Here is a 23431-nt window from a genome sequence, read left to right as displayed (position 1 = left end):
ACTTATGTGGAAGTTAATAGCTCAAGTTAGAGTAATCGGAGTTCTTTTATTTACGCTGCTTGTTATTCAAAGCTGTGGTGTGAAGTATAGTTTTACAGGGGGGTCTATTCCTAAAGATATGAAGACATATACTGTTTTGTACTTTGAGAATATTGCACCGCTGGTATACACGACTCTTAGTCAGAATTTTACGGAAGGCCTGAAGGAGCGGATTCGTACACAATCTAGTTTAAGTCAAGTTAATGCAGACGGTGATGCTATTTTTGAGGGGGTGATTACGAATTATACAATTACGCCTGCTTCGGTAGCTGCCGGTGGGCTGGAACGTGCAGAGAATAGTAGGTTGACTATCACCGTTAAAGTAAAGTATACAAACCGGTTGGATCAGTCCGGGGAGAGCAATTTTGAAGAGAGTTTTTCTCAATTCAAAGAATTTTCTGGTTCGGATGTTACTAGATTTGAAGCCCAGTTAAATCAAGATATAATAAAAGCGTTAACCGAGGATATATACAATAAAGCATTTGCGAACTGGTAGTGATAAACCGATAGAGGTAATGACAGATTTAAATAATTCACAACATACACTGTATCGACAGGCACTTATTGATCCTTCCAGGTTGACGGAGGACGATCTTTTGGGACTGATAGTTCGCTACCCTTATTCTCAGCCGCTTATCTTTGCTTACGAACGCAGGAAGAAACTTATTAACGAAGAATCTCCAAATCGTGAGTTAGCGCTGCTATATGCTGCGAATGCAAATTGGCTTTGGAATTTTGTAAATGCGCCTGTAGTAAAAGTCGAGGAGATTATTCCGGAACAGGATGGGTATGTGCCATTCGAGTTATACGAAGATAGTACTGAAGAACTTTGTCTTGATTCCGAGCATGAGGGAGAAGATAAGATCGTAGCTGTGGATGATAGAGAGGGTGCAGAAGGCGAGTTTGATGATAGCTCTATTGTTGAGCAAACGGATGCTCTAGCGTCGAGCGAAGAAGGAATGGAGCTCGATAAGCTTGTTCAAGGTGGGGCGGTGCTTGGTGATTATTTTGTTTTCGAAAAGAAGGAACGTGAGCATGGGACTAATGTTGAAGAGGAGGTTGTACGTGTAACAGTATCTGAAGATCCAGAAAATGTTAGTCTATACAATGATGACCTGATGCCTTATAGCTTCCGGTGGTGGTTGCACAAGACACGGTTAGAGCATGCAGATACATATCAACCTTTTATCAAGCCACATTTACCAAAACCGGAAAAGGGACAGTTTGATTTATCAAAGCTCGAGGAAAACATCCTTGATCAGCAGATTAAAGAAAATATAATACATTTTCAGGAGCCTGAGAGCAAATTGAGTGATGCGGTCAAAAATAGTCCATTAAAGCAAGTAGAGCCCAAAAAGAGTGACCCCGTTATTGATCGATTTATAAAAGAAGAGCCAATGATTCAAGCTCCATCGCCAGAAAATTTAAATAATGAAAATATGGCTAGACAGAGTGCAGAAGATAATTATTCATTGGTTACAGAGACTTTGGCCAATATTTATGTTGATCAAGCACTTTATTTAAAAGCGATCGAGGTGTTCAAAAAATTAATTTTGAAATATCCAGAAAAAAAATCGTATTTTGCGGCCCGAATTCAAGATTTAGAGAAAAACTTATAAATAATATTAACTAAGAAATGACAACATTATTCATTATCCTGATTATTTTGGTAAGTGTGATTTTAGCATTTTTCGTGCTTATTCAAAATCCAAAAGGAGGAGGTTTATCATCAGGTTTTGCTGGTGGAAGTAATCTTATGGGCGTACAACGTACAGGAGACTTTTTAGAGAAAGGTACTTGGACTTTAGTTATTGCGCTTATGGTATTTAGTTTAGCTATTAATATCTTAGGTCCTGGTGCAGGAACGAAATCCGGAGGTCTTTCCGAACAAATTGAAGCTCCAGTACAGGCTCCTTCATTGAACTTAAATGCTCCTGCACAAGGTCAGCAGGCCAATCCTGCACCTGTAGCACAGGATTCATCTAAATAGGATATGACAAGATAAGATAGGCCTCACATATTGATGTGGGGCTTTTTTTGTTTATAAACTGTCATCATGGCATTGTGTGTCCTGCTAATAACTGCCATGCTATAGTGTTTGAAATGAAAAAATGGCAATCTTTTAGACGTATCTGTGTTTGGCACAGTTGGTGATGGAATAGAAGTAAAAGTAAAAATTAATAATAAACGTATAATTGTATAAATTATGGCATTAAGTATTAGACCTATCGGAGACAGAGTGGTCGTAGAGGCTGCTCCAGCAGAAGAGAAAACAGCATCGGGTATTTATATCCCGGATACAGCTAAGGAAAAACCATCTCAGGGCACTATCGTTGCTGTAGGCGCTGGAAAACCAGAAGAACCACTTACAGTTCAAGTTGGTGACAAAGTGTTATATGGTAAATACGCTGGAACTGAGATCACGTACGAAGGAAAAGAATATTTAATCATGCGTGAGTCTGATATTTACGCAGTATTATAAGTTATTAGCAGTATTATAGGTAATTAATCAAGTGAAGTTAGCGAGCGCTGAGATAAAAATGATCTTCAGGTGCTAAGTTCTATACTCAAAACGAAAATAACATGGCAAAACAAGTTAAATATAACGTTGAGGCGCGTGAAGCCCTAAAAAAAGGAGTAGATACATTAGCGAATGCAGTAAAGGTTACATTAGGACCTAAGGGGCGTAACGTAATTATTGAGAAAAAATTTGGATCTCCTGCAATCACTAAAGATGGCGTTTCTGTAGCTAAGGAAATTGAGCTTAAAGATGCGTTGGAAAATATGGGCGCTCAAATGGTAAAAGAAGTAGCGTCTAAAACAGCTGATCAAGCTGGTGATGGTACCACTACTGCAACTGTATTGGCGCAAGCGATTGTTGCTCCTGGTATTAAGTCCGTTGCAGCAGGTGCTAATCCGATGGATTTAAAAAGAGGTATTGATAAAGCAGTAACTGCTGTAGTTGCTAACTTGAAATCCCAGTCGCAAGCTGTAGGTGCGGATAACAACAAGATCAAACAGGTGGCGTCTATCTCTGCTAACAATGATGAAGTTATCGGTTCTTTAATCGCTGAAGCGATGGAGAAAGTTGGTAATGATGGGGTTATTACTGTCGAAGAGGCAAAAGGTACAGAGACAGAAGTGAAAACTGTAGAAGGTATGCAGTTTGACCGTGGTTACTTGTCTCCATATTTTGTGACAAACTCTGACAAGATGGAAGCGGAGTTAGAGAATCCTTATATTTTGATTTACGATAAGAAAATCAGTAATATGAAGGAATTGTTGCCTGTTTTGGAAAAGCAAGTTCAGACGGGTAAACCGTTATTGATTATCGCTGAAGATCTAGATGGTGAGGCATTGGCTACTTTGGTTGTAAACAAAATTCGTGGTTCACTGAAAGTGGCTGCTGTTAAGGCTCCTGGATTTGGTGATCGTCGTAAAGCTATGTTGGAAGACATCGCTATCTTAACTGGTGGTACAGTGATTTCTGAGGAAAGAGGTTACAAGTTAGAAAATGCAGAATTATCTTACTTAGGTCAAGCTGAAAAAGTTGTTATAGATAAGGATAATACAACAGTGATTAATGGTTCAGGTAATGCTGATGATATTAAAGCTCGTGTTGCTCAGATTCGTTCTCAAATAGAGACTACTACATCAGATTATGATCGTGAAAAATTGCAAGAGCGTTTAGCTAAATTGTCTGGTGGTGTTGCTGTTCTTTATGTTGGTGCTACTACTGAGGTGGAGATGAAAGAGAAGAAAGACCGTGTAGATGATGCATTGCACGCAACTCGTGCCGCTGTTGAAGAAGGTATTGTTGCTGGTGGTGGTGTAGCATTCATTCGCGCTGTCGAGGCGTTAGCAGGTCTTAAAGGTGATAATGAGGACGAACAAATCGGTATCGATATCATCAAAAGAGCGATTGAAGAGCCTTTGCGTCAGATCTGTTTCAATGCAGGAATTGAGGGCGCAGTGATTGTACAGAAAGTTAAAGAGGGTACAGCTGATTTTGGTTATAATGCACGTACAGACAAGTTCGAAAACTTAATCGGTGCAGGTGTTATTGACCCTACAAAAGTATCTCGCGTAGCTTTGGAAAATGCTGCTTCAATAGCATCGATGTTGCTGACAACAGAGTGTGTATTGGCTGATGAGCCAGAAGAAGCTGGTGCCGGTGCTGGCGCTCCTCCAATGGGCGGCGGAATGGGTGGAATGATGTAATAAATTATTCTTTCATATATAAAAAATCCCCGATTCTATTTTTGGATCGGGGATTTTTTTATACCTATGTATTTTCATATGTGTATAATTATCTTAGATGAGCTCGCAAGCTCGGTTTGACTTTTAATGGTCATATGGAATATCCAAATTACATTATGCACGACTTTATTACTGTTGGTGTGCATGCTGCTCCGCGGTAATCCGTGTTTGTGCAATCTATACTACATGGATATTTCTAATGATTGTATATATAAGTGTTATTACTCCTAGAATAATAATAGCTTTTTGACTGTATAATACACGACGTAATTTAAACTCAGTCTCGGTCGGTTGTGGGACGAGTTGCAGATAAAACCCCAGCAGAATATAAGGGGTGAGGGCGAATAGTAAAGGATTTTGTCTGAAAGCTAATTGGATCTCTCCGTTAAGTAGGTGGTGGGCTGCCCGTTGCATGCCGCAACCTGGACAATCTAGCCCTGTAATTGTTTTTGTTGGACAGCGGGGAAAAAATACGCTTTCTAAGGGGTTAAAATATTTATAAATTAACCCGATTCCACCAATTATTACGGGGTAAAGGATAAAAAAATGAGATCGTTTGATAGTCATTAAGAAAGAATAGATGCAAAAAGTCCTAAACCAAAAATTCCGATCATAAGTAGCCATATTGATGCACAGGTTATTAAATTAATAAGGATCCATTTTTTTGCATTTTTGGAATCTCTTTCGGCTCCAACAATATCGCCGGCATAGAATTTTTTTTCTACTCTTGAAGCGTATATAATAGCGGGAATCCCAAAGAGCCAGCAGCACAGTATAGTCGTGATAATACTCTCTACTAAGTATGTTTTGGGTGGCCTTGAGTAGTTGGGATTAACTGTGTTTCCGCTGAAGTTAGGTGGTATGGGTTGAGCGGATGTAGATTCAGTTAGTATGGGTCTTTGTAGGGGTGCGTTATCAATGAATAGATCTCTTAGCTCGGGAAGGTCTTGAGCTTTCGTCCAAGTGACTAAATCCTCGGTCCAGATGAGGGTGTTGGCGTTGATGCGCTTCATACGCAGCTCCTCAAGTGTTACAGGCCCAAAGGAATTTTGCCCATCCGAGTAGTGGTAGCTTTTCATTTTATTGATTTCTTAGTATATTACTAATATATAAATAAATGCTAAAAAGTATATGTATAACCCTTATTTAATCACAGGTCTAATCTTTTGTGTTGGTTTTCTCTTGATTTTTTATGTTTTCAGAAAGTTTAGGGCTAAATCTACCCAAGTTTATCTGGAATTGTCTCCTTCTTTTATAGCGGATATTTTGCAGGATAAGGTAAAGTTTTATGCTAAACTGACGGTTGAAGAACAGACTATTTTTAGAAATAGGGTTGTTTATTTTTTGAGGCGGATCAAAATTTCTGTTGAAAAGGGTGCTGATATGACAAATGAAGATCGTGTATTGATTGCAGCGAGCGCTACAATTCCATTAATTCATTTTGAGACTTGGGCGTATGAGAATTTGGACGAAGTAATCGTATATCCTGATTATTTTGATGAACGATTTGATACGTTGTCAGAAAGCAAGAACATTGCAGGGATGGTGGGTTCTGGAGCGATGAATCATAAGATGGTGCTCTCGCTACCGGCGTTGCGATCCGGATTCGAGAAATATAGTCTTGGGAATACTGCAGTACACGAGTTTGTTCACCTTATTGATAAAGCTGATGGAGAGGTGGATGGTATACCTGAGTACCTTATACCAAAGGACTTGATTGATCCCTGGATGAAAGAGATGGATAGAACGATTCGTGCGATACGAAGAGGTGAATCTGATATAAGAGAATATGCTGCTACGAATGATGCAGAGTTTTTGGCGGTGTTATCGGAATATTTTTTTAAGAAACCCAGGTTGTTAAAAGAAGAACATCCTGAACTTTTTAATTTGCTGGATCGGATTTATAACAGAATGGGATAAATAGGTGTGATCTCGTACTGAAATCCCTTGAAATAAAAAAAGCAACTCATTTGAGTTGCTTTGTAGCCCGTAGGGGAATCGAACCCCTGTTTCCAGAATGAAAATCTGGCGTCCTAACCCCTAGACGAACGGGCCTTTATGTGTTTCGGTGTGCAAATATAGAATTTATATTTGTTAATGCAAAAATAAAATTATTTTTTTTTCTCTGATTCTATTGGTATTTTTAAACTTCAATCAGAACTTAAATATGAGAAATTTACTTTTAGTCGGAGCTTTGATCACTTTTTCTGGAGTGCAGGATCTATTTGCCCAGCAAAAGAGCGTGGCAGATCAAGTACAGCTTCATTGGAAACCCAGTGTAACATATAATGGGACAGATAATCTTGAGTTGACATTGGTTATTAAAAATATTTCCAACAGCAGCCTGGATTTGGGGAAATGGGATCTTTGGTTTAATGCAATGTATCCGGTGGTGGATAAAACGACAGATCGCTATTCTTTTTCAAATGAGCGAGGTAACCTGTTTCGACTACAGTTTGCCGAACAATCTCTAAACCCCAATGATTCACTGGTGACAGTTTATACGACGAAGTATGCAATTTCTAATATATCCACCGTGCCGAATGGTTTTTATTTTCAGGATAGGCATAATTATAAAACCTATCATGCTGTAGAGAATGTATTTTATAGTCCCATTGTGCTGTCTGCGGATAAACAAAATGCCTTTAATGCATCCTTGTTTGAAAGAAATGCGAAACTGAATAAGGAAACTTCTGTTCCCTTGATTTTTCCAACACCTCTATCCGTAAAAGTAGGAAAAGGAAACTTTAAGGTGCCGTCGACATTGAATTGTTTCGTTTCTGATGATTTCCGTTCTAGTTTGGGTTTTATGGAGAAAATCCCATTTATTAAGGAGCTTGACCTGGTTTTATCAGAAGAGCAGTCCGCACAGTTTGTGATAAAGAAAGTTGAAGGTTTAAAGAATGAAGCTTACAGACTTGCTGTGACGAAGACGGGGGTGCGTATCGAGTCAAGTTCAGCAGGGGGAGTGGTTTATGCGTTACAGTCGCTGATATCTATGCTGAAGCCTGAGATGTATTTTGCTAAAGCCAATCTGGAGATTCCGTTTGTTCAGGTGGTGGATGAACCAAGGTATAGCTACAGAGGCTTCATGATGGATATTGCCAGAAATTTTAAAGATAAATCTACAATTTTAAAGTATCTGGACCTGATGGCGAGTTATAAGTTGAACGTGTTTCATTTTCATTTTATTGATGATGAAGGATGGCGATTGGAGATAGCTTCTCTTCCAGAGCTGACGGATGTCGGGGCTACTAGATCTCCTTTGTTTAAGGATGGAAGATCATTGCAGCCTGCTTATGGATCAGGGGGTATTCAATCTTCAAAGCAATTTTTGACAAGGGCTGATTTTATAGAAATTTTAAAGTACGCGCACGACCGAAATATTACTGTGGTTCCGGAAATAGAGACACCTGGACATGCTAGGGCAGCTATTAAGGCTATGCATGCCCGATATGAACGATTGATGGCAGCAGGCAAAAAGACGGAAGCTGAGAAATATTTGCTTTACGATCTTGATGATCGCTCTGTGTATAATTCGGTACAACATTTCGGTGATAATGTTATTAATCCGGCTCTGCCCTCTACGTATGTTTTTTTAGAGCAGGTAATAGATGAATTTGTCGCAATGTATAAAGAGGCGAATATACCTTTCAAGAAGATTTCTATCGGTGGAGATGAAGTTCCGAATGGTGTTTGGACGAAATCGCCTAAGATCGATTCGCTCATGAAGAAAGAAGGGATGCAATCTTCACATGAGGTTTGGCCTTATTATATACAACGTGTTAATGAGATCTGTGCGGCCAAGGGCTTAAATATGGCTGGTTGGGAAGAAATCGGTATGGTCAATAAAGGGCAGGGTATGATGGTCAATCCGGACCTTCGAAATAAATCAAATATACAGGTGGACGTGTGGAACAATGTAATCGGAGGAGGGCAGGAAGATCTAGCTTATAGACTGGCCAATGCGGGGTACCAGACTGTATTAATCAGTGCGTCTAATATGTACTTTGATATGATGTGGAATACCAATTTTATGGAGCCGGGGCTTAAATGGGCTACATACGCCGATTTGTTTCATTCCTATTCTTTACTTCCGGAGGACTTTTTTGCCAATATAGATAATTACTATAGTGGTCAGAAGTTAGGAAAGCAAGGGTTTAGCAAAAGGATTCGGCTTTCCGAAAAAGGTAAGTCAAATTTTTTGGGTATCAAAGGGGGCTTATGGGCCGAGACAGTCTTAAAAGAGGAACAAATGGATTATTTGGTCTTTCCGAGATTTTTTGCTTTAGCGGAGAGAGCGTGGTCGTCCAAAAGGGATTATGAGAGTGAATCTAAATTTAAACTCCAGCTTTTAGAAAATGATTATACCGGATTTATCAACAAGATTGGATTACATGAGTTACCTAAGTTAACAGATCGTGTTAAGTTCAGACTGCCTGCTGTCGGTGTAAAGGAAAGTGATGGAAAAATTGTTGTAAACACGGAGTACCCGGGTTTTTCGGTCTACTATACGTTGGATGGAAGTGTGCCTACATTGCAAAGCACAAAATACGATGTGTCTAGGCCTTTGGTATATCAAACCGGGCAGGTTCTAGCTTTTTCGGTGCTGGATGCTGATGGACGTGCAGGACAGGTATCCTATTTTAAGAAATAAATGGAATAACGTCTCGCATTTCGATGTCGGAGTGCGAGGCATTATATAAGCACCTGTCTCCTTGAATAATCAGCAATTGAGGCGATTCATGTTTTACTTCCCACATTTCTGCAATGGTATTGGATATATCTCTATAGGCGATCAAATCCAGATAATATATAATTGTACCTTTTGGAAGAAGATCCTTGTCGTATTCTAGACTTCGTTTCGCCATTGCACTAACAGGACAGCGTGTGCTGTGTTTGAATAGTATAGAGACCTCTTCAGACTTGTATATGTCGTGAAGTTGATCTATAGTATTAAGTGGTTTCCAAGTCATTTTGTTAAAGATTGTTGAATTTCCCTGTTTCTATATCTGTAAATGCGGCCACTGTTTGAAATCTATAACTGAACTGGCTTTCAAATATCGTAGGAAGAATTATCCCACCCCCAATATCTTTACTGCCTGAAGTCATGTACTCAACGTTATCTATTACGATAGATTTGATTTCTCCCTTACTTGTTAATGATATCTTTCCGTCAACTGTATCACTTCCCAATGTCGGTAGGTGGGTAAAGTCGATTACAGTAATCTTGTCCGTATTTATTATCTTTTGCGATAGCTCCCTGATATTTGAAGGGTTGTCGGATAGGAGTGCTGGTAAAAACAGTATCTTCGCATCTGTAAAGAACTGTTGGAGTATACTTTCGATATTCTCTTTGCCTTCTCGTGTATCTATAAAATATTTTCTCAGCTTTTTGGATTTGTAATTAAAGAGGACAACAACGTTTTCTTTACTTTTGTTAAGCCCTTCGAAGCGACAATCTCCAGATGTCTTATCGATTAAAAAGGTTCTTTCTTCACTGAATCCAGATATTATGGACGGACCGGTCACCGTATATAATAAATAACGCGTATTCCCCCATTTATTAACATCACCGATTGCAAGTTGAAGTAGTTTTTTCCCATTTTCTTGTTCTTGGGCATATAGTTGGACAGAACTTATAGACAGAAATAATCCAATGAAAATTACCGTTAATGTAAGATATTTCATGTTAATATGTTTTATATCACTTCGGTATTATCTTGTTCTGTGTTTTTTCTTGGGATAGGTATTATAAGCTGCGCATGTAGAATGTGTCCCACAGGAAGATAAAATAGCCGTACCAATTATTAAAAAACTCAAAAAGATTAATGTCTTTTTCATCTGTATATAATTACTTTGTGATCCGTCAACTGATGGATCGGTTTCTTTTTTAAATTGTAATGGAGCTATCAAGTTTATTCATCGAGAATATGTTTAAGCGGTATTCATGAGCTCACTTCGTTCGGTTATTCATCTCTTATCCGATTTGAATAAACATCGTATTTTCATGATCTGGCGATTATTTTTAATAATCGCCAACTAGAAAGACTTAGATATATGGCTCATCTGAATTGCCGTAATCGCAGCTTCCTCACCTTTATTTCCATGCTTGCCACCGGCTCTATCTAGAGCTTGTTGCATATTGTCTGTTGTTAATACGCCAAATACAACCGGTTTATTGTATTTGAGACCTACATTTGCGATACCATTGGCTACTGCATCGCAAATAAAATCGAAATGGCGGGTCTCGCCTTGTATTACACAACCTAAACAGATAATGGCGTCAAATTGTTTGTTGCGTAATGCGATGTCTGCTCCTGAAATTAACTCATAGCTTCCTGGGACCTCCATCACCTGAATGTCTTCTTCAAGTGCTCCATGATTTAACAAACCATCTACTGCTCCTGATAATAGTGCTCCTGTTATCTCTGCATTCCATTGTGCTACAACAATTGCAAATTTGAGCCCTTTTGCGTTCTTGACTTGCAGGTGTGAGAAATCGGATAGGTTTTTTAGACTACTTGACATGGTAAATTTTTTTTTAATCAAAAAGGCCGCCTATAGAGCAGCCTTTTGTATGTTGTTCATTAATTAATGATTATTGTTTTGCTTGAACTCGAGCTAAAGGACCTTCGATTGTGGATGCCTCTGTACTTTCTGGATACTCTGACTTGATTCTGGAGTAGGCCTCTTCTGCTTGTTTGTTTTCATTTAATTGTTCATATACCAATCCAAGTTTTTTAAGGAATAATGGCGTAGTATAAGAGTTTTTCGACTTGTCAGCCGCTTTTTTGTAATAGTCAGCTGCATTCTTGTAGTCGTGGCTTTCAGAGTATGAATCTCCAATTAATCCAATTACTAAAGGATCTAATATTTCACTTCCTGTCTCTGAATATTTTTTCAGGTATTTAATAGCCTCTTGAAAATTTTGTTGACGTAGGTATAAACTTCCTAGATAAGCATTTGCAATATTTGCTGAAGGTGTATTTGAGTATTCATCAGCAATCTCTTTGAATCCCAAGAATGCTCCATCCCCATCGATAGCCTGTTTTTGTAGCGAATCAATTAATGCGAATTCCTCTGCTTTATACATTGCATCGGCTGCCTTCTCGGCACGTGGTGCGAGATAAAATTTTTGATATCCAATATATAATAAGATTAATACGATGATTCCTCCTAGGATAAAAATCACACTCTTCTGATTATCTTGAAAAAATGAACCTTTTTTCTCGGTTGAATTGATATTCGTTGACATTAGTTTATTTTAAATAATTACACGGAACGCAAAAATACACTTTTATTAAATATTTGCAATACTTTCTTGTTATAAAATACTAATTTATTGCCTCTTAAGAGGTCTGTATTTCCTGTTCTTTGTCTAGCAGCTCATATTCTGAATTTTGACTCTTGAACTCAGGAACAATGACTTTCATTTGTCTTACTATATTGGTATTGTGCTGCGCATTGGTTATCTCGAGTAGTTTCTGAAGTTGGGAAGATACTATCTCGAAATTATTATCGCGCACTTTGGCAATCATTATTTTTTGATGATGCGTGGGAAGTGTATTCTCTAGATCATTTAAAAGTTCTTCGTATAGTTTTTCGCCTGGTCGTAAGCCTGTAAATCGTATTTCGATATCTTGATTTGGTATATACCCTGAAAGCTTGATCATCTTCTGGGCTAGATCTACAATTTTAACAGATTTTCCCATGTCAAAGACAAAAATTTCGCCACCTTGTCCCATACTTCCCGCCTCTATAACGAGCTGACAAGCCTCTGGGATAGTCATGAAATAGCGTGTTATCTCCGGATGAGTGACAGTCACGGGCCCGCCTTTTTCAATCTGTTCTCTAAAACGAGGGATAACAGATCCATTGGAGCCGAGGACATTGCCAAATCTAGTGGTGATAAATTTGGTTCCTGTTTTACTTTCTTTTAAAATCTTACTGTTTAAGGATTGGACATAAATCTCTGCTATCCGCTTTGTTGCGCCCATGACATTCGTGGGATTTACTGCTTTATCTGTTGATACGAAGACAAATTTTTGGACATTGAATTCCACAGAAAGATTTGCCAGATTCATGGTACCAAATATATTGGTACGTACGCCTTCGATAGGATGGTTTTCCATCATCGGTACATGTTTATATGCAGCTGCGTGGTATACAATGTGAGGACGAAAGGTTTCAAAAAGTATTTGCATACGTTCCCTGCTTCTTACATCAGCGATAAACGTGTGGAACAGTTGGTCTTTGAAGTTCTCTTGGAGGTCGAGTTGGAGGTTGTGCAGGGGCGACTCGGCTTGATCACATAGTATAATCATTTGTGGGCTGTATTGCCCCAGTTGTTTTGCGATTTCGCTTCCAATAGATCCTGCTGCTCCTGTTACTAGAATGCGCTTTCCTTTTAGTTGGTCGAGTATGATTTCATTCTCTAGTTTGATGGTAGAGCGTTCTAGGAGGTCTTCTATTCTTACATTTTTGATTTGATTGACCGTAAGATCCCCATTCATAATTTTTTTAATAGGAGGTAGAGTCAACACCGAAACATTATGTTCGAGACAAATTTCGATTACTTCAGCTTTTTTATCAGGAGGAATTGAGGGCGTGGCTATGATAAGCTCATCAACGGCACATTTATAAATTACTTTTGTTAACTCCTCAGAACCGAAAATTTTAACACCGTCTATAGATTTTCCTATTTTAGACGCATTGTCATCGAGATACCCTACTATTATTTTATTTGATGTGAGATCATGGTCAAATGTTCGTTTTACAGCGATACCCAATTCACCGGCTCCAAACACCAATGTGTTCTTCTTTATCTTTCGAGCAGTTTTTGAATATTGAAAGAAGATTTTGATTGAAGTCCTGTAAGTAATCAAGCCCGCAAATAAGAATAAGGAATAGATGATAATAAGTCTGCTGTCTATAAATTTGGGCGTACGTAAGGCTAGTCCAAATAATTTAAGCGCAAAGAGTATTATTATGGTAAATAGTATGGTGGAAAGAATTCGTATAGAATCGGCGGCACTGGTATACCGTACTATTCCAGAGTAGAGTCTAAAGATTGAGAATGATATTGCAGTGGCCCCAATACAGAGTAAAAATTGAGTTGCAAAATCATTGGGAGAAATGGTACTGATTTGGAAATTATGAAAAAGAGCAAATGCAGTTAAAAATGTCACTGATGCAACAAACAGGTCCAAAGAAAAAATTATCCATCTTGGGACAATCTTGACATGATTAATGACTCTGAATAATTTCATTTATAATTTTTGTGGTGATTATTACAAATGTAGGAGAAAAATGTAATAGTTTTAACTTTATTGTTTTTGTGAGGTTAAATGATTGAATGTTACTCTAATATATTTATATTTACTTCTATTAAATAGATTTAGATGGGTAATATGACTAAGATTGCACAAGAGATAATTGGGCAAACTCAAGAAGCTTTTAAACCGATCAAAAGGTCAAAATGTAAGCTTATCATTGGTATTCCTAAGGAGATTGTGTTTCAGGAGAATAGAATCGCTTTGACACCCTTGTCTGTTGCTCTCTTGGTCGAGCATGGGCACGAAGTCCTCATAGAATCTGGTGCAGGTACGGCGTCGAATTTTATGGACCACCATTACAGTGAACAAGGAGCGCAGATTGTTTATGAGAAAGAGCGTATTTTTAAGGCAGACATAATTGTAAAAATAGCTAGCCCTACGATTGAAGAGGTTGGATTTATGAAGAACAAGCAGATCTTGTTTTCCTCTCAACAGCCTTCCTTGATGGATATTCATGTTTTGAAGGCGATGATGAAAAAGCAAGTTACCGCGTTGTCTTACGAGTATCTGCAGGACGAAGGAGGGCATCTTACTGTCGTTCGGGCTATGAGTGAGATTGTGGGAGCGACGTCTATTTTAATTGCTGCAGAGTACCTGTCCAACGTTTTTGAAGGAAAAGGGTTGATGTTGGGAGGGGTAACTGGTGTGCCTCCTACCGAAATTGTAATTATTGGGGCCGGGACAGTTGGTGAGTTTGCTGCAAGGACGGCAATAGCTTTAGGGGCACAAGTAAAGGTTTTTGATAGTTCCGTATTTAGGCTGCGTCGATTACAGAATAACCTAGGTACACGGGTATTTACTTCTGTCGTTCAACCTATAATTTTAAATAAGGCTATTATTTCCTGTGATGTGGTGATAGGTGCATTACGAGCTAAAAATGGACGATCTCCGTGTATTATTTCGGAAGAAACGGTGTCAAAAATGAAACCAAACTCCGTATTGATTGATGTCTCAATTGATCAGGGAGGGTGTTTCGAGACCTCTGAAATCACCTCGCACGATAAGCCTGTCTTTAAGAAATACGATGTTATCCATTATTGTGTACCCAATATTGCATCTAGGGTAGCCCGTACTGCTACTTATGCGATGACGAATATTTTTACGCCGATTTTATTGCAAATCTCCGATTATGGTGGGATCAGTAATTTAATCTGGGGACATGCCGGAATTAGGAACGCTGTGTACTTGTACCAAGGCAGTTTGACCAATAAGGATATGGCAGATAAGTTTAATCTTTCCTATAAAGATTTGAGTTTAATGATCGTCGTAAATCAATAGATATTTTGTCATGTGCTATCGTGTTTGTAAGTTTGTTGCTATATTTTTTTCTGTGCTAATGATTGAGCTTGCGATTGGACAAGAAAGGCTAGACTTTTATCCGAATGGAGTTTTGAATACTAAACAATCGGTAGATGTAGGCGATAACGTCCCGGAATTGTTTTTCTATAAGCCAATTCACAAAGATAAAGATAAGGTTTTTTTAATTATTCCCGGTGGCGGTTATGCTCGGGTAGCGATGGGGCATGAAGGACATGACGTGGCAAAAAGGTTGCGGGATTTAGGTTATGCATCTTATGTGTTGCGTTATCGGTTGCCGGTAGATAGTCAGATGTTGGACAAAAGGATTGCGCCGATACAAGATGCCCAAACTGCCTTGGTGTATATCCGTGAACATGTCGAACGTCAGGGGATAGTAGGGAGCAAAGTTGGGGTATTGGGATTCTCTGCCGGGGGACATTTAGCTTCGACCTTATCGACTCATTTTAATATATCTTACATTGGAGAAGGTATACATCGCAGTCTAAGACCTGATTTTTCAATTTTAGTGTATCCTGTGATTACAATGTCTGAAGGTATGACACATGCAGGTTCTAAAAAGAATTTGATAGGACCCGTTTTTGACGAACATGACATATTAAGATTTTCTAATGAACAACAAGTCGGTTCAGTAACTCCGGCTACTTATCTGGTACATGCCGCCGATGATAAAGTGGTCCCTATCGCAAATAGTTTATTGTACCAAGAGGCATTAGATGCATTTGGCATTTCCAATGCGTTATATAGGTACGAGGAAGGGGGGCATGGATTTGGTTTGACCAATAAAAAGGAATCAGGTGATTGGTTTACAGCTATGTTGATCTGGTTGGAAAGCCAATCATTGGAAACTGAAAACCAGGGGGTTAAAAAGTAATATGTCTTTTAATGCCAAGCCTTACTTGGGTTCCTTTTGGTAGTGGGACTGTGGTATTCACAATCGCGTTTAGGGATAATGAATCGTTACCTATACTATACTCTTTGTAAAAACCTCTAAACCGAATGTTCTTGATCCATAAATTACCCTGAGCATCCGGTATTGTGTCAATCCATTCTTGATGGATAGCGATCTGTTGCGATGTTTGTATATTCAAAAGAGAGGCCTGCTGCATATTAAGAATATTGCTTTTGGCGAGTAAGAGTGCCGTATAGGGATTTCTGGGGTTGTAATATAATGTTTCTGGTGATCCTAGGTCTACGATTTTCCCTTGTTTCATAACAATAAGCATATCAGACATTGCTAATACTTCTGCTGGATCGTGTGATACAAGTATGACCGTAAGTCCAAGGTCGTCGACAATCTGACGTATATCTTGCTGTAAATCATCCCTGAAGGCAGCGTCTACCTGATTGAAGGGCTCATCCATCAATAACACTTCTGGATCATTTATTAATGCACGTGCTATAGCTACCCTTTGGCGTTCCCCTCCGCTTAGGTCGGCAACACGTTGTTGTGCTAGATGATCTATTTTCAACCGTGCCAACATTTCTTCGGTTCTTGATTTTTTGTAATCCAAGTTTGTGTTGGGTAGTTGAGAGGCTATATTGTCCCAAACTTTGGCGTATAAATTTAGATCATCAAATCCTTGTGAGACGAGCTTCATGGCGTCGTGCCCAGGTATAAGTTTGTCTTTGCGGGTGGGCACCAACCAGCCTTTATACCGTATTTCACCGGATTGGGGCTCTAGCAAACCATAAATTAACTTTAATAAGGTGCTTTTTCCACTTCCAGATTCGCCGATAATGGCTGTTATTCTCCCAATATGAATATCAAAATCTACACGATCTACAGCTGTCACAGTTTCTTTGCCTTGGAATATACCACTTACATCTCTTCCATGAATAAGAGCTAGTCCAATTTGTTGTGTATCAGAAGGTATATATTGACAGGAGGATGTAGATTGAGCCATAAAAAAAAGCCGAAATATGATTTCGGCATAAAAGTAATGATTTTTTCTATTATGGCCTAAAAACCTAGTGTAAGTCCGAAAGTGAAATTGTTGAGTCCTTTTTGTGCAGGGCTGTTTTCAAATACATCGTTTACATAATATTTTGCAAATATGCCAAAGTCGTCATATCCCACTCGGAGAAAAGGTCCATATTGGAAGGTCGCCAGGTTGTAGTTATCCCTAAATTTTTGCTTACCATTTTCTCGACTCTTTAATCTTTGTGTACCTTTTAATAGGACTCCGGTCATTGCGCCAAAAGCTACTTTCATACGGTCTCCGTGTCTGTTTTTGTCACTGCGCCATTCAAATGAGACAGGCATTCTTAGGTATGTAGAAGTGAGTACATTCTTTGTGTAATTTACTTCATTGGGGTCTATGACTTTATAAGAGAGTGATTGGGTATTTTCCTCTAAGAGAATATTCTCTTTTAAACGTAGATAGTTCCATTCGAATCCTGCAGATAGATATGTTTTGAAATTATCACTTACACGTACACCAAATTGTAAGACATCGAAACCAAAATTTGAGGCCTTCTTGTAGGCCAAGAAATCGTTTTCTTCGGATAGTGTGAATTTTCCATCATCCATTATTCTGGAAAACCCCCAATCGATACGAGTTAGCGTTACGCCACCAAAAATTCTAGGATACTTTGATGTGTTCGGTTTATCTTTAATTCCGATGGTTATATTTAGATCTTTGTCCTTACGGATTGTGTCTTGTTTTTCTTTTTCACGAACATCTTGTCCTTTTGCTAGTGAGACTGTCAGTGTGGTTAATACTATTCCTAAGAATCCAAATTTAAGGTTATATGTTTTCATCTTTTATTTTTTTTGTTACGGTTTTTAACAAATGAGTTCAGAATATCAATACGTAAGGAGCCTTCTTCGTCCGCGCGAAAACGAATGTCTTTTGTGGTACTTACTTCTATTTTTTCTGAGATAGTGTTTAATATTGAGGTTACTACATTTTTATTTGCTGTTTCATGTGGAGCCTGTGCATACATGCTCTCTGTTTCTTCATCCAGATCGATCAAAGGCTTTATCTCTTCTATTTCGATGACTTGATGAACTGGGATGTTTGACGTATAAACTTCTTGTACTTCCTTTAAATTCAGTAATTTGGGTTTTGACTCTTCTAGATCACCGATTTTAAGGTCTACATTGACCCGGTCATAGCTTTTTTGTTTTTCTACTCTTTGAGGTTGTATGGCAAGTACAATATCTGTGCGATGAATCTTTTCTTCTTTGTTTTTATCGGTTGCGATCTGTACTTGTTCTGTATTTTCTGAATGTTGGATCGTTGTATATTTTTGATTGTTCTCTTGTTTTTTCGCGACTATCGTTTCGCTTCCATCAGGTGATTGTGTATCGCTTTTGTAGCTTAGTTTTAGTAAACCGAAGGTTGCGGCTAAAAGTAAAATCGCAGCTGCGACATATCTTACCCAGATTTGTTTTCTCCAAGGCAGACGTACTGTCTTCTTTTTTGATTCATCCAATTCTCTCTCTATACGTTGCCAAACATTTTGGTTCGGAGTCTCTTCTGCTTCATGAAAAGCTTCACGGAACAATCTATCGATATCTTCTTCTTTCATGATGATTTAGTATGTTAATTTTACTAATCTATTTTGTAACCATTGTCTTGCTCTGGAAAGCTGTGATTTGGAATTCCCCTCGGATATTTCCAATAGCTCCGCAATCTCTTTGTGTGAATACCCCTCTATTGCATAGAGATTGAATATTGTTCTATAGCCGGTTGGTAATTCCTGAACGAGGTCCAGCAGATCCTTGTAAGCCGTTTGATCAGTTCCTATTTGACTCGTTAGCTGAAGTGATTCCTTGTTATCAATAGACTCTGCCAGTTTTCCATTGTTCTTTCGGTGGGTTTCAATGGCTACGTTAATCATAATCCTTTTGACCCAACCTTCTAAAGAACCTGAACCATCAAATAGATGGTGTTTGGTAAAGATCTTAACAAATCCATTTTGTAGGATGTCTTCAGCTTCAAGCGTTGTATTGGCATATCGCATGCATACAGCTAACATCTTTTTGGAAAAGTAGTCATATAACGCAACTTGGGCTTTTCTATCCTCTTTTTTGCATCCAAGCCAAATTGTATTTAGATTATTCTTTTCCAATTAATTGATATTAGTTAATAGGAAGACGCTGTGAAAGAAAGAAAGGTTGCATTTGCTATTGAAAAAAAATTATTTTTTTTCAATAGCTATCGTTCTTGTTTGAAAGTCAATGATATCGATTGTTATTTTTATCGCATTTGTTGGGAGCAAATTGGGGATTTTTTCTGGCCACTCGACAAAGCAATAATTCCCAGAATAAAAATATTCTTCATATCCGAAGTCGAAAGCTTCGGACTCCGACTTCAACCGATAAAAATCGAAATGAAAAATAGGTCCGTTGCTAGAAGCATATTCGTTTACTATTGAAAACGTAGGACTGGAGGTATGGTCCTGTACATGTAGACATTGACATAGTTCGTTTATCAATGTAGTCTTTCCTGCCCCCATTGTCCCATAAAAAAGGAATATACGGTCATTGGGATAACTATTAATAATCCGAGAAGCTGCTTCTTTTAGGTCTTCTAAGCCTTTTACATTGATTTCCATAATTGACAAAAGTACCTATTTTGTTTAATACTAATTTATTACATTTACACTACGTTTAAACGCTTTAAACGCAGTTTTTAATTTTGTTTTTTAAACCCTAGGGGCTCTAATTGGGGCTCTACTTTTTAAGTCAAAATATGTCAATAAATGCAGATAAAAGTATCGGTAAGCCATTTTTAAAGAGTAATAACCCTTTAGAGAAAAAATGGATTATTTGTATTAAATACAAAAACCAACTTAATGAGCCAAAAGAATATAAAAGAACCTATGATTTAAACCAACGCCCCTACGTTGTAAAAGGTGTGGTAATTACAAATACAAATGTAGTAAAGGCAAGGGAAAAAAGAGCACAAGCTTACATCAATGCATTAATTGCTAAGTTAGATACTACAGAGTTTGATGTAAACGCAGGTGATTTTGTGGTGGATAAATTGGATTTACCGTTAAAGGACTATATCAGTGATTGGTTATTATGGAAAAAGAATCAAATCAAAAATACATCCCTTGACCGCTATAAGGAAAAAATAAATGTGTTTAATGATTGGCTATATGATAATAATCTAAGTGATATAAGTTTAAAGAGATTTGACATTAGAACACTAAATAATTTTTTAATTTATATTCAAAACGGTAAAGGAGCTAAAAAAAACACACTGCACAATAAGAGTTACAATTACTATCTAACTGTTTTTAAAAATATATATAAGTGGCTTAACAATACAATAAGGTTAGATGTTGATAATATAACAACTGCTATACCAAAAGTAAAAGAAGAAGATACGGAAAAACATACGCCCTACAATAGTGTAGATAAGGCATTTACAGACTTAACAGATTATAGTTACTATTTAGGTCTAATGGCTAAATGTGTCTATTACACATTGCACCGCCCTGATACTCTTTTACAACTTCAATTTAAAGACTTTGACCTTGCCAATGGTGTTATTAATATTCCATCAAAGAAAATAAAGACAGGTAAAAAGTTGCAAATAAGAATATCTAAGCATCTTATTGAAGAGATTAAAAACTATGTAAATTCATACCAACCGCAACCAAATGACTATTTTTTTGGCAACACAGGAATGATTAAAAATGCAATAAACTTGGATAAAGCTAATGTACAGATGTTTGGACAAAACAAAACTAAGGTTGCATTTTTTAAGTCATCATTCCAATATTTTAAAAATAAAAAAACAACAGATAAAACCCTATTCACGGAATCACATACGCTCTACGGATTTAAACATAGCGGTATAGGTTACTACAAAGATGCAGGACTTACAGAGCATCAAATAATAAAAATAACAGGACATTCAAATGTTAGTATACTTGCTACATATTCACGTCAATATGAAGCAATAATTGATGAGAATTTATTTAATTCGTTACCATAATAAAGGGGCACGCATGTATATGCGCCCCTCCCTAAAATAACCTAGTAATAACCCTACAACCGCAACAAATAACCCCACCATATAGCCCCACTCTAGGGGCTTTTTTTATTAATTCAATTCTCATTAATTACACTGTATCCGCTTATTTAATATAATAACGGGATATAACGGCATACGCTTGTAGTGGGTACACGTTTCAATCACGGTCAAAAATTTTTTAGGATTTTTTTTGAGGCTAAAATGATGACATTTTTATGACAATATTGTAATTACTGAATTCCACATCAAATACTATGTATATGACATTGATATGACAAATAAGGTTAATTAATGCAACACTTACTATGTAAACAACATTGTTAAAAGATACTTATTGATATATACTAGTTAAAAACAGGTTGATGATGTGCAGAGGGATTGAAGCAGGGATAGGCAATTGGTCTATCCTTTTTATAAATAAAATAAAGCTAACTAGTCTTTACTAGATAAGAGAAGATAAGAAAAAAGCACTTGATAATAAATATGACATTAAATATTTTAAACAACATTAATACTATATCAATATACAATGTAGTTAACACAACTGATAAAATAAAGGGTAAAAAAAGATACTTACTAAAGAATGTACGGAGACGGAAATGTAGGAGAAACAATGTAGGTGCTAAACCAAAGTATAAAAATGATGAAGAGAGAAAACAAGCACACAATAAGCAATCATTAACCCATTATCATAATAAGAATTCAGACTACAATAAAGACATTGATAAGTCTATATCTTTTATAAAATTAGATAAAAAGGCTGGAGAAATACTAACAGAGTTCTATGCACAACACTATGATTTCAATTACTTTGAAACATTAACATTAGACAGAGAATATAAGCTGAAAAACAAAGAAAGGGCTTATACTGTAGATGATTACAAAGACTATGTTAAACAAAATTATGTCAGTAAACAAAAGGATTTAACCCTCAATCAATTTCAAAATTTAGTTCAATCTTATCTAAAAAATCTCAAAAGAGATGGTAAACTAATTTATGATTATTACTTTATATCTTATGAGAAAAACCCTTCACAAAATTGGCACGCTCATATATCATTTTACATACCATTACCTTATTCAGATAAAAATGAATATTGGCATAACTGGTTAAATAGAAGTTGGAAATACGGTATTGCTAAGGCGTTGAAAATTAAAAGTAGAAATCATTTAGAGAATAAAAATAAGGTGTTATCCTATATCGGTAAAGACTTAAATAATCTAGAATCTGAAATAATAAGGTGGGATTGCAATATTGATAAGTATAGTAAAAGATTACCTTCTCAAAATGATTTAACAGATAGTTTAGATTATGCTTTAGAAACATTTACACATCCTGAAACACACAAAACACTACGCCAATACGGCATACGCTAAAGCAATTTATCAGTAAATTATATATAGCAAAATATGGCAGTCAGTTAGCCTTTATTTTCAGCCCTCTAAATTAATAGGGGGCTTTTTTTATGGGGGCATTGGTGGAATGGCGAAGCCATGAAACAGCCCCTTTATTATATCCCTGAAAATAACAGGGATAAACAGGCAATTACTATTATTATTTGCCTTACAATAGGGCAAAGTAGGGCATAATTTAATTGCATCCCATTTATTTAATGGCAAATAATGGCAAATTGAATAAATATAATGCAACTATATTGCATATTTTAATTGTTTTTACTACTCATTTTTAATTATTTTCAATCATCAATTAATTACAAAAACACGGTTTAAAGCATATTCTACTGAAAAAATAAATAACAGATAGTAAACGTTTCTGTCTCTTTTTCACATTCTCAATACTTCATTTGAAACATACGGAATATCGGCACGGTATAGCCTACAATCAATTGTTTTTCAATTATAGTATCAATGCTTCAAATCAATACAAAGTAGCTTAAAACGCTTATATTTGCTTATGAGTTTATCACATTCAAACACTACTTTTTATTTAATTAAATTGATATACAACATATCAATTGATAAAAGCAATGTATTATATATCCTCAATCAATATCAAAAGATAAAAGAATTGATGTTAGTTGATTTAGATAAGGGTAAAGATTTTACATTTGAATATGAAGAAATAGTAAGTAGTACAAATGAGAATAAAGATTTTTTTGATGCCTACTTTCAGGAGTATAAAAGTACTGTAGATTACAACCAACTCAATGAATTGTATAATTACATTACTAATCAGATTGAACGGATTACGTACTCCGTTAACCTCTATAAAAGTTATAACAAAAAGATAACACCACATACAAAGTTATATGATGTAATTGATTACATTAATTTGCATCAGCAGGCAAATAATAATCTCTTAGATGCTAAAGAAGTAGCACAGGAGATATATAACAATCTATTAGATGTTAAAAGAATTACGCCTAAACAAACACGTCTAACGCCTAAACAAATAATTGAAAAAGATATACTAAAAAACAGTATTAAAAAGAGATAACTTACCAACCCTTAGGGGCT

The 23431-nt window shown here is 36.9% G+C and carries 24 protein-coding genes and 1 tRNA gene; 12 read left to right on the top strand and 13 right to left on the bottom strand.

Annotation, left to right across the window (positions count from 1 at the left end; all coding sequences use genetic code 11):
• Nucleotides 1–4 precede the first annotated feature (4 nt).
• From G7B20_RS06925 to groL, 5 genes are all read left to right on the top strand, one after another.
• A complete protein-coding gene (locus G7B20_RS06925) occupies nucleotides 5–535 on the top strand; it encodes an LptE family protein (protein ID WP_164109617.1) in 531 nt (176 codons plus the stop codon).
• 19 nt (nucleotides 536–554) lie between these two features.
• Nucleotides 555–1658 (top strand): hypothetical protein, encoded by a 1104-nt coding sequence (locus G7B20_RS06920; protein ID WP_164109615.1) that lies wholly within the window; start codon nucleotides 555–557, stop codon nucleotides 1656–1658.
• 17 nt (nucleotides 1659–1675) lie between these two features.
• On the top strand, nucleotides 1676–2029 hold the full coding sequence (gene secG, locus G7B20_RS06915; RefSeq protein ID WP_164109612.1) for a preprotein translocase subunit SecG: 354 nt from the start codon (nucleotides 1676–1678) through the stop codon (nucleotides 2027–2029).
• Between the two features lie 216 nt (nucleotides 2030–2245).
• Nucleotides 2246–2521: a co-chaperone GroES gene (gene groES / locus G7B20_RS06910; protein WP_164109611.1), complete on the top strand. Its 276-nt coding sequence runs from the start codon at nucleotides 2246–2248 to the stop codon at nucleotides 2519–2521.
• Between the two features lie 101 nt (nucleotides 2522–2622).
• Entirely contained in the window at nucleotides 2623–4260 is a 1638-nt protein-coding gene (groL, locus tag G7B20_RS06905; RefSeq protein ID WP_164109609.1) for a chaperonin GroEL, read from the top strand.
• A gap of 216 nt (nucleotides 4261–4476) precedes the next feature.
• Here the strand turns inward: groL and G7B20_RS19590 are convergent, their stop codons facing one another.
• On the bottom strand, nucleotides 4477–4866 hold the full coding sequence (locus G7B20_RS19590) for a DUF2752 domain-containing protein (RefSeq protein ID WP_164109607.1): 390 nt from the start codon (nucleotides 4864–4866) through the stop codon (nucleotides 4477–4479).
• On the bottom strand, nucleotides 4866–5378 hold the full coding sequence (locus tag G7B20_RS06895; protein ID WP_164109605.1) for a CD225/dispanin family protein: 513 nt from the start codon (nucleotides 5376–5378) through the stop codon (nucleotides 4866–4868). Before G7B20_RS06895 ends, G7B20_RS19590 begins: the two co-directional genes overlap by 1 nt.
• A gap of 52 nt (nucleotides 5379–5430) precedes the next feature.
• Between G7B20_RS06895 and G7B20_RS06890 the strand changes: the two genes are divergently transcribed.
• Nucleotides 5431–6219 (top strand): zinc-dependent peptidase, encoded by a 789-nt coding sequence (locus G7B20_RS06890; protein WP_164109603.1) that lies wholly within the window; start codon nucleotides 5431–5433, stop codon nucleotides 6217–6219.
• Between the two features lie 63 nt (nucleotides 6220–6282).
• On the opposite strand, the gene G7B20_RS06885 is transcribed toward G7B20_RS06890, so the two are convergent.
• Nucleotides 6283–6354 (bottom strand) — tRNA-Glu (locus tag G7B20_RS06885).
• A 112-nt stretch (nucleotides 6355–6466) separates the two neighbouring features.
• Here G7B20_RS06885 and G7B20_RS06880 point away from each other — a divergent pair.
• Nucleotides 6467–8956 (top strand): family 20 glycosylhydrolase, encoded by a 2490-nt coding sequence (locus G7B20_RS06880; RefSeq protein ID WP_164109602.1) that lies wholly within the window; start codon nucleotides 6467–6469, stop codon nucleotides 8954–8956.
• Here G7B20_RS06880 and ytxJ read toward each other — a convergent pair.
• The 5 genes from ytxJ to G7B20_RS06855 all read right to left on the bottom strand — a co-directional run bounded on the left by ytxJ (nucleotide 8946) and on the right by G7B20_RS06855 (nucleotide 13571).
• Nucleotides 8946–9275: a bacillithiol system redox-active protein YtxJ gene (ytxJ, locus tag G7B20_RS06875; RefSeq protein WP_164109600.1), complete on the bottom strand. Its 330-nt coding sequence runs from the start codon at nucleotides 9273–9275 to the stop codon at nucleotides 8946–8948. The genes G7B20_RS06880 and ytxJ overlap by 11 nt on opposite strands.
• 4 nt (nucleotides 9276–9279) lie before the next feature.
• Nucleotides 9280–9990, bottom strand: coding sequence for a hypothetical protein (locus G7B20_RS06870; protein WP_164109598.1), 711 nt, complete (start codon nucleotides 9988–9990; stop codon nucleotides 9280–9282).
• A gap of 351 nt (nucleotides 9991–10341) precedes the next feature.
• On the bottom strand, nucleotides 10342–10830 hold the full coding sequence (ribH, locus tag G7B20_RS06865) for a 6,7-dimethyl-8-ribityllumazine synthase (RefSeq protein WP_164109596.1): 489 nt from the start codon (nucleotides 10828–10830) through the stop codon (nucleotides 10342–10344).
• A gap of 70 nt (nucleotides 10831–10900) precedes the next feature.
• Nucleotides 10901–11557 carry a tetratricopeptide repeat protein gene (locus G7B20_RS06860; protein ID WP_164109595.1) on the bottom strand — a complete coding sequence of 219 codons (657 nt, stop codon included), beginning with the start codon at nucleotides 11555–11557 and terminating at the stop codon, nucleotides 10901–10903.
• 94 nt (nucleotides 11558–11651) lie between these two features.
• Entirely contained in the window at nucleotides 11652–13571 is a 1920-nt protein-coding gene (locus tag G7B20_RS06855; RefSeq protein ID WP_164109593.1) for a polysaccharide biosynthesis protein, read from the bottom strand.
• A 132-nt stretch (nucleotides 13572–13703) separates the two neighbouring features.
• Between G7B20_RS06855 and G7B20_RS06850 the strand changes: the two genes are divergently transcribed.
• Both G7B20_RS06850 and G7B20_RS06845 read left to right on the top strand, forming a co-directional pair.
• Nucleotides 13704–14915 (top strand): alanine dehydrogenase, encoded by a 1212-nt coding sequence (locus G7B20_RS06850; protein ID WP_164109591.1) that lies wholly within the window; start codon nucleotides 13704–13706, stop codon nucleotides 14913–14915.
• Between the two features lie 58 nt (nucleotides 14916–14973).
• Entirely contained in the window at nucleotides 14974–15828 is an 855-nt protein-coding gene (locus G7B20_RS06845) for an alpha/beta hydrolase (RefSeq protein ID WP_240452825.1), read from the top strand.
• Here G7B20_RS06845 and G7B20_RS06840 read toward each other — a convergent pair.
• The 5 genes from G7B20_RS06840 to tsaE all read right to left on the bottom strand — a co-directional run bounded on the left by G7B20_RS06840 (nucleotide 15818) and on the right by tsaE (nucleotide 19520).
• Entirely contained in the window at nucleotides 15818–16861 is a 1044-nt protein-coding gene (locus G7B20_RS06840) for an ABC transporter ATP-binding protein (RefSeq protein WP_164109587.1), read from the bottom strand. The genes G7B20_RS06845 and G7B20_RS06840 overlap by 11 nt on opposite strands.
• 56 nt (nucleotides 16862–16917) lie before the next feature.
• On the bottom strand, nucleotides 16918–17718 hold the full coding sequence (locus G7B20_RS06835; protein WP_164109585.1) for an outer membrane beta-barrel protein: 801 nt from the start codon (nucleotides 17716–17718) through the stop codon (nucleotides 16918–16920).
• Nucleotides 17715–18491, bottom strand: a complete 777-nt coding sequence (locus G7B20_RS06830; protein WP_164109583.1) for a hypothetical protein — start codon at nucleotides 18489–18491, stop codon at nucleotides 17715–17717. Before G7B20_RS06830 ends, G7B20_RS06835 begins: the two co-directional genes overlap by 4 nt.
• Before the next feature lie 6 nt (nucleotides 18492–18497).
• Complete coding sequence (locus tag G7B20_RS06825; protein WP_164109581.1) at nucleotides 18498–19034, bottom strand: RNA polymerase sigma factor; 537 nt, start codon at nucleotides 19032–19034, stop codon at nucleotides 18498–18500.
• Between the two features lie 69 nt (nucleotides 19035–19103).
• A complete protein-coding gene (gene tsaE / locus G7B20_RS06820) occupies nucleotides 19104–19520 on the bottom strand; it encodes a tRNA (adenosine(37)-N6)-threonylcarbamoyltransferase complex ATPase subunit type 1 TsaE (RefSeq protein ID WP_164109579.1) in 417 nt (138 codons plus the stop codon).
• A 137-nt stretch (nucleotides 19521–19657) separates the two neighbouring features.
• On the opposite strand from tsaE, the gene G7B20_RS06815 reads away from it, so the two are divergent.
• The 3 genes from G7B20_RS06815 (at nucleotide 19658) to G7B20_RS06805 (ending at nucleotide 23411) form a co-directional block, all read left to right on the top strand.
• Nucleotides 19658–20914, top strand: a complete 1257-nt coding sequence (locus tag G7B20_RS06815; protein ID WP_164109570.1) for a tyrosine-type recombinase/integrase — start codon at nucleotides 19658–19660, stop codon at nucleotides 20912–20914.
• Nucleotides 20915–21436: 522 nt separating this feature from the next.
• Nucleotides 21437–22330, top strand: a complete 894-nt coding sequence (locus G7B20_RS06810; protein WP_164109568.1) for a hypothetical protein — start codon at nucleotides 21437–21439, stop codon at nucleotides 22328–22330.
• A gap of 538 nt (nucleotides 22331–22868) precedes the next feature.
• Nucleotides 22869–23411 carry a hypothetical protein gene (locus tag G7B20_RS06805; RefSeq protein ID WP_164109564.1) on the top strand — a complete coding sequence of 181 codons (543 nt, stop codon included), beginning with the start codon at nucleotides 22869–22871 and terminating at the stop codon, nucleotides 23409–23411.
• Nucleotides 23412–23431: the final 20 nt, after the last annotated feature.

It is taken from the genome of Sphingobacterium sp. xlx-96, from assembly GCF_011007365.1.
Lineage (GTDB): Bacteria > Bacteroidota > Bacteroidia > Sphingobacteriales > Sphingobacteriaceae > Sphingobacterium > Sphingobacterium luzhongxinii.
Note: the sequence above shows the minus strand (reverse complement) of the source record. Positions and strands in the feature narration are given on the sequence as shown.

Excerpts from the sequence above, each read along its gene's own strand:
- G7B20_RS06925 (WP_164109617.1), top strand. The coding sequence starts at position 5 with ATGTGGAAGTTAATAGCTCAAGTTAGAGTAATCGGAGTTCTTTTATTT.
- G7B20_RS06880 (WP_164109602.1), top strand. The coding sequence starts at position 6,467 with ATGAGAAATTTACTTTTAGTCGGAGCTTTGATCACTTTTTCTGGAGTG.
- groES (WP_164109611.1), top strand. The coding sequence starts at position 2,246 with ATGGCATTAAGTATTAGACCTATCGGAGACAGAGTGGTCGTAGAGGCT.
- ytxJ (WP_164109600.1), bottom strand. The coding sequence starts at position 9,275 with ATGACTTGGAAACCACTTAATACTATAGATCAACTTCACGACATATAC.
- G7B20_RS06810 (WP_164109568.1), top strand. The coding sequence starts at position 21,437 with ATGACATTAAATATTTTAAACAACATTAATACTATATCAATATACAAT.
- secG (WP_164109612.1), top strand. The coding sequence starts at position 1,676 with ATGACAACATTATTCATTATCCTGATTATTTTGGTAAGTGTGATTTTA.
- G7B20_RS06855 (WP_164109593.1), bottom strand. The coding sequence starts at position 13,571 with ATGAAATTATTCAGAGTCATTAATCATGTCAAGATTGTCCCAAGATGG.
- G7B20_RS06860 (WP_164109595.1), bottom strand. The coding sequence starts at position 11,557 with ATGTCAACGAATATCAATTCAACCGAGAAAAAAGGTTCATTTTTTCAA.
- G7B20_RS06830 (WP_164109583.1), bottom strand. The coding sequence starts at position 18,491 with ATGAAAGAAGAAGATATCGATAGATTGTTCCGTGAAGCTTTTCATGAA.
- G7B20_RS06895 (WP_164109605.1), bottom strand. The coding sequence starts at position 5,378 with ATGAAAAGCTACCACTACTCGGATGGGCAAAATTCCTTTGGGCCTGTA.
- G7B20_RS06920 (WP_164109615.1), top strand. The coding sequence starts at position 555 with ATGACAGATTTAAATAATTCACAACATACACTGTATCGACAGGCACTT.
- G7B20_RS06840 (WP_164109587.1), bottom strand. The coding sequence starts at position 16,861 with ATGGCTCAATCTACATCCTCCTGTCAATATATACCTTCTGATACACAA.
- G7B20_RS19590 (WP_164109607.1), bottom strand. The coding sequence starts at position 4,866 with ATGACTATCAAACGATCTCATTTTTTTATCCTTTACCCCGTAATAATT.
- G7B20_RS06805 (WP_164109564.1), top strand. The coding sequence starts at position 22,869 with ATGAGTTTATCACATTCAAACACTACTTTTTATTTAATTAAATTGATA.
- G7B20_RS06870 (WP_164109598.1), bottom strand. The coding sequence starts at position 9,990 with ATGAAATATCTTACATTAACGGTAATTTTCATTGGATTATTTCTGTCT.
- G7B20_RS06835 (WP_164109585.1), bottom strand. The coding sequence starts at position 17,718 with ATGAAAACATATAACCTTAAATTTGGATTCTTAGGAATAGTATTAACC.
- tsaE (WP_164109579.1), bottom strand. The coding sequence starts at position 19,520 with ATGGAAATCAATGTAAAAGGCTTAGAAGACCTAAAAGAAGCAGCTTCT.
- groL (WP_164109609.1), top strand. The coding sequence starts at position 2,623 with ATGGCAAAACAAGTTAAATATAACGTTGAGGCGCGTGAAGCCCTAAAA.
- G7B20_RS06815 (WP_164109570.1), top strand. The coding sequence starts at position 19,658 with ATGTCAATAAATGCAGATAAAAGTATCGGTAAGCCATTTTTAAAGAGT.
- ribH (WP_164109596.1), bottom strand. The coding sequence starts at position 10,830 with ATGTCAAGTAGTCTAAAAAACCTATCCGATTTCTCACACCTGCAAGTC.
- G7B20_RS06890 (WP_164109603.1), top strand. The coding sequence starts at position 5,431 with ATGTATAACCCTTATTTAATCACAGGTCTAATCTTTTGTGTTGGTTTT.
- G7B20_RS06850 (WP_164109591.1), top strand. The coding sequence starts at position 13,704 with ATGGGTAATATGACTAAGATTGCACAAGAGATAATTGGGCAAACTCAA.
- G7B20_RS06845 (WP_240452825.1), top strand. The coding sequence starts at position 14,974 with ATGATTGAGCTTGCGATTGGACAAGAAAGGCTAGACTTTTATCCGAAT.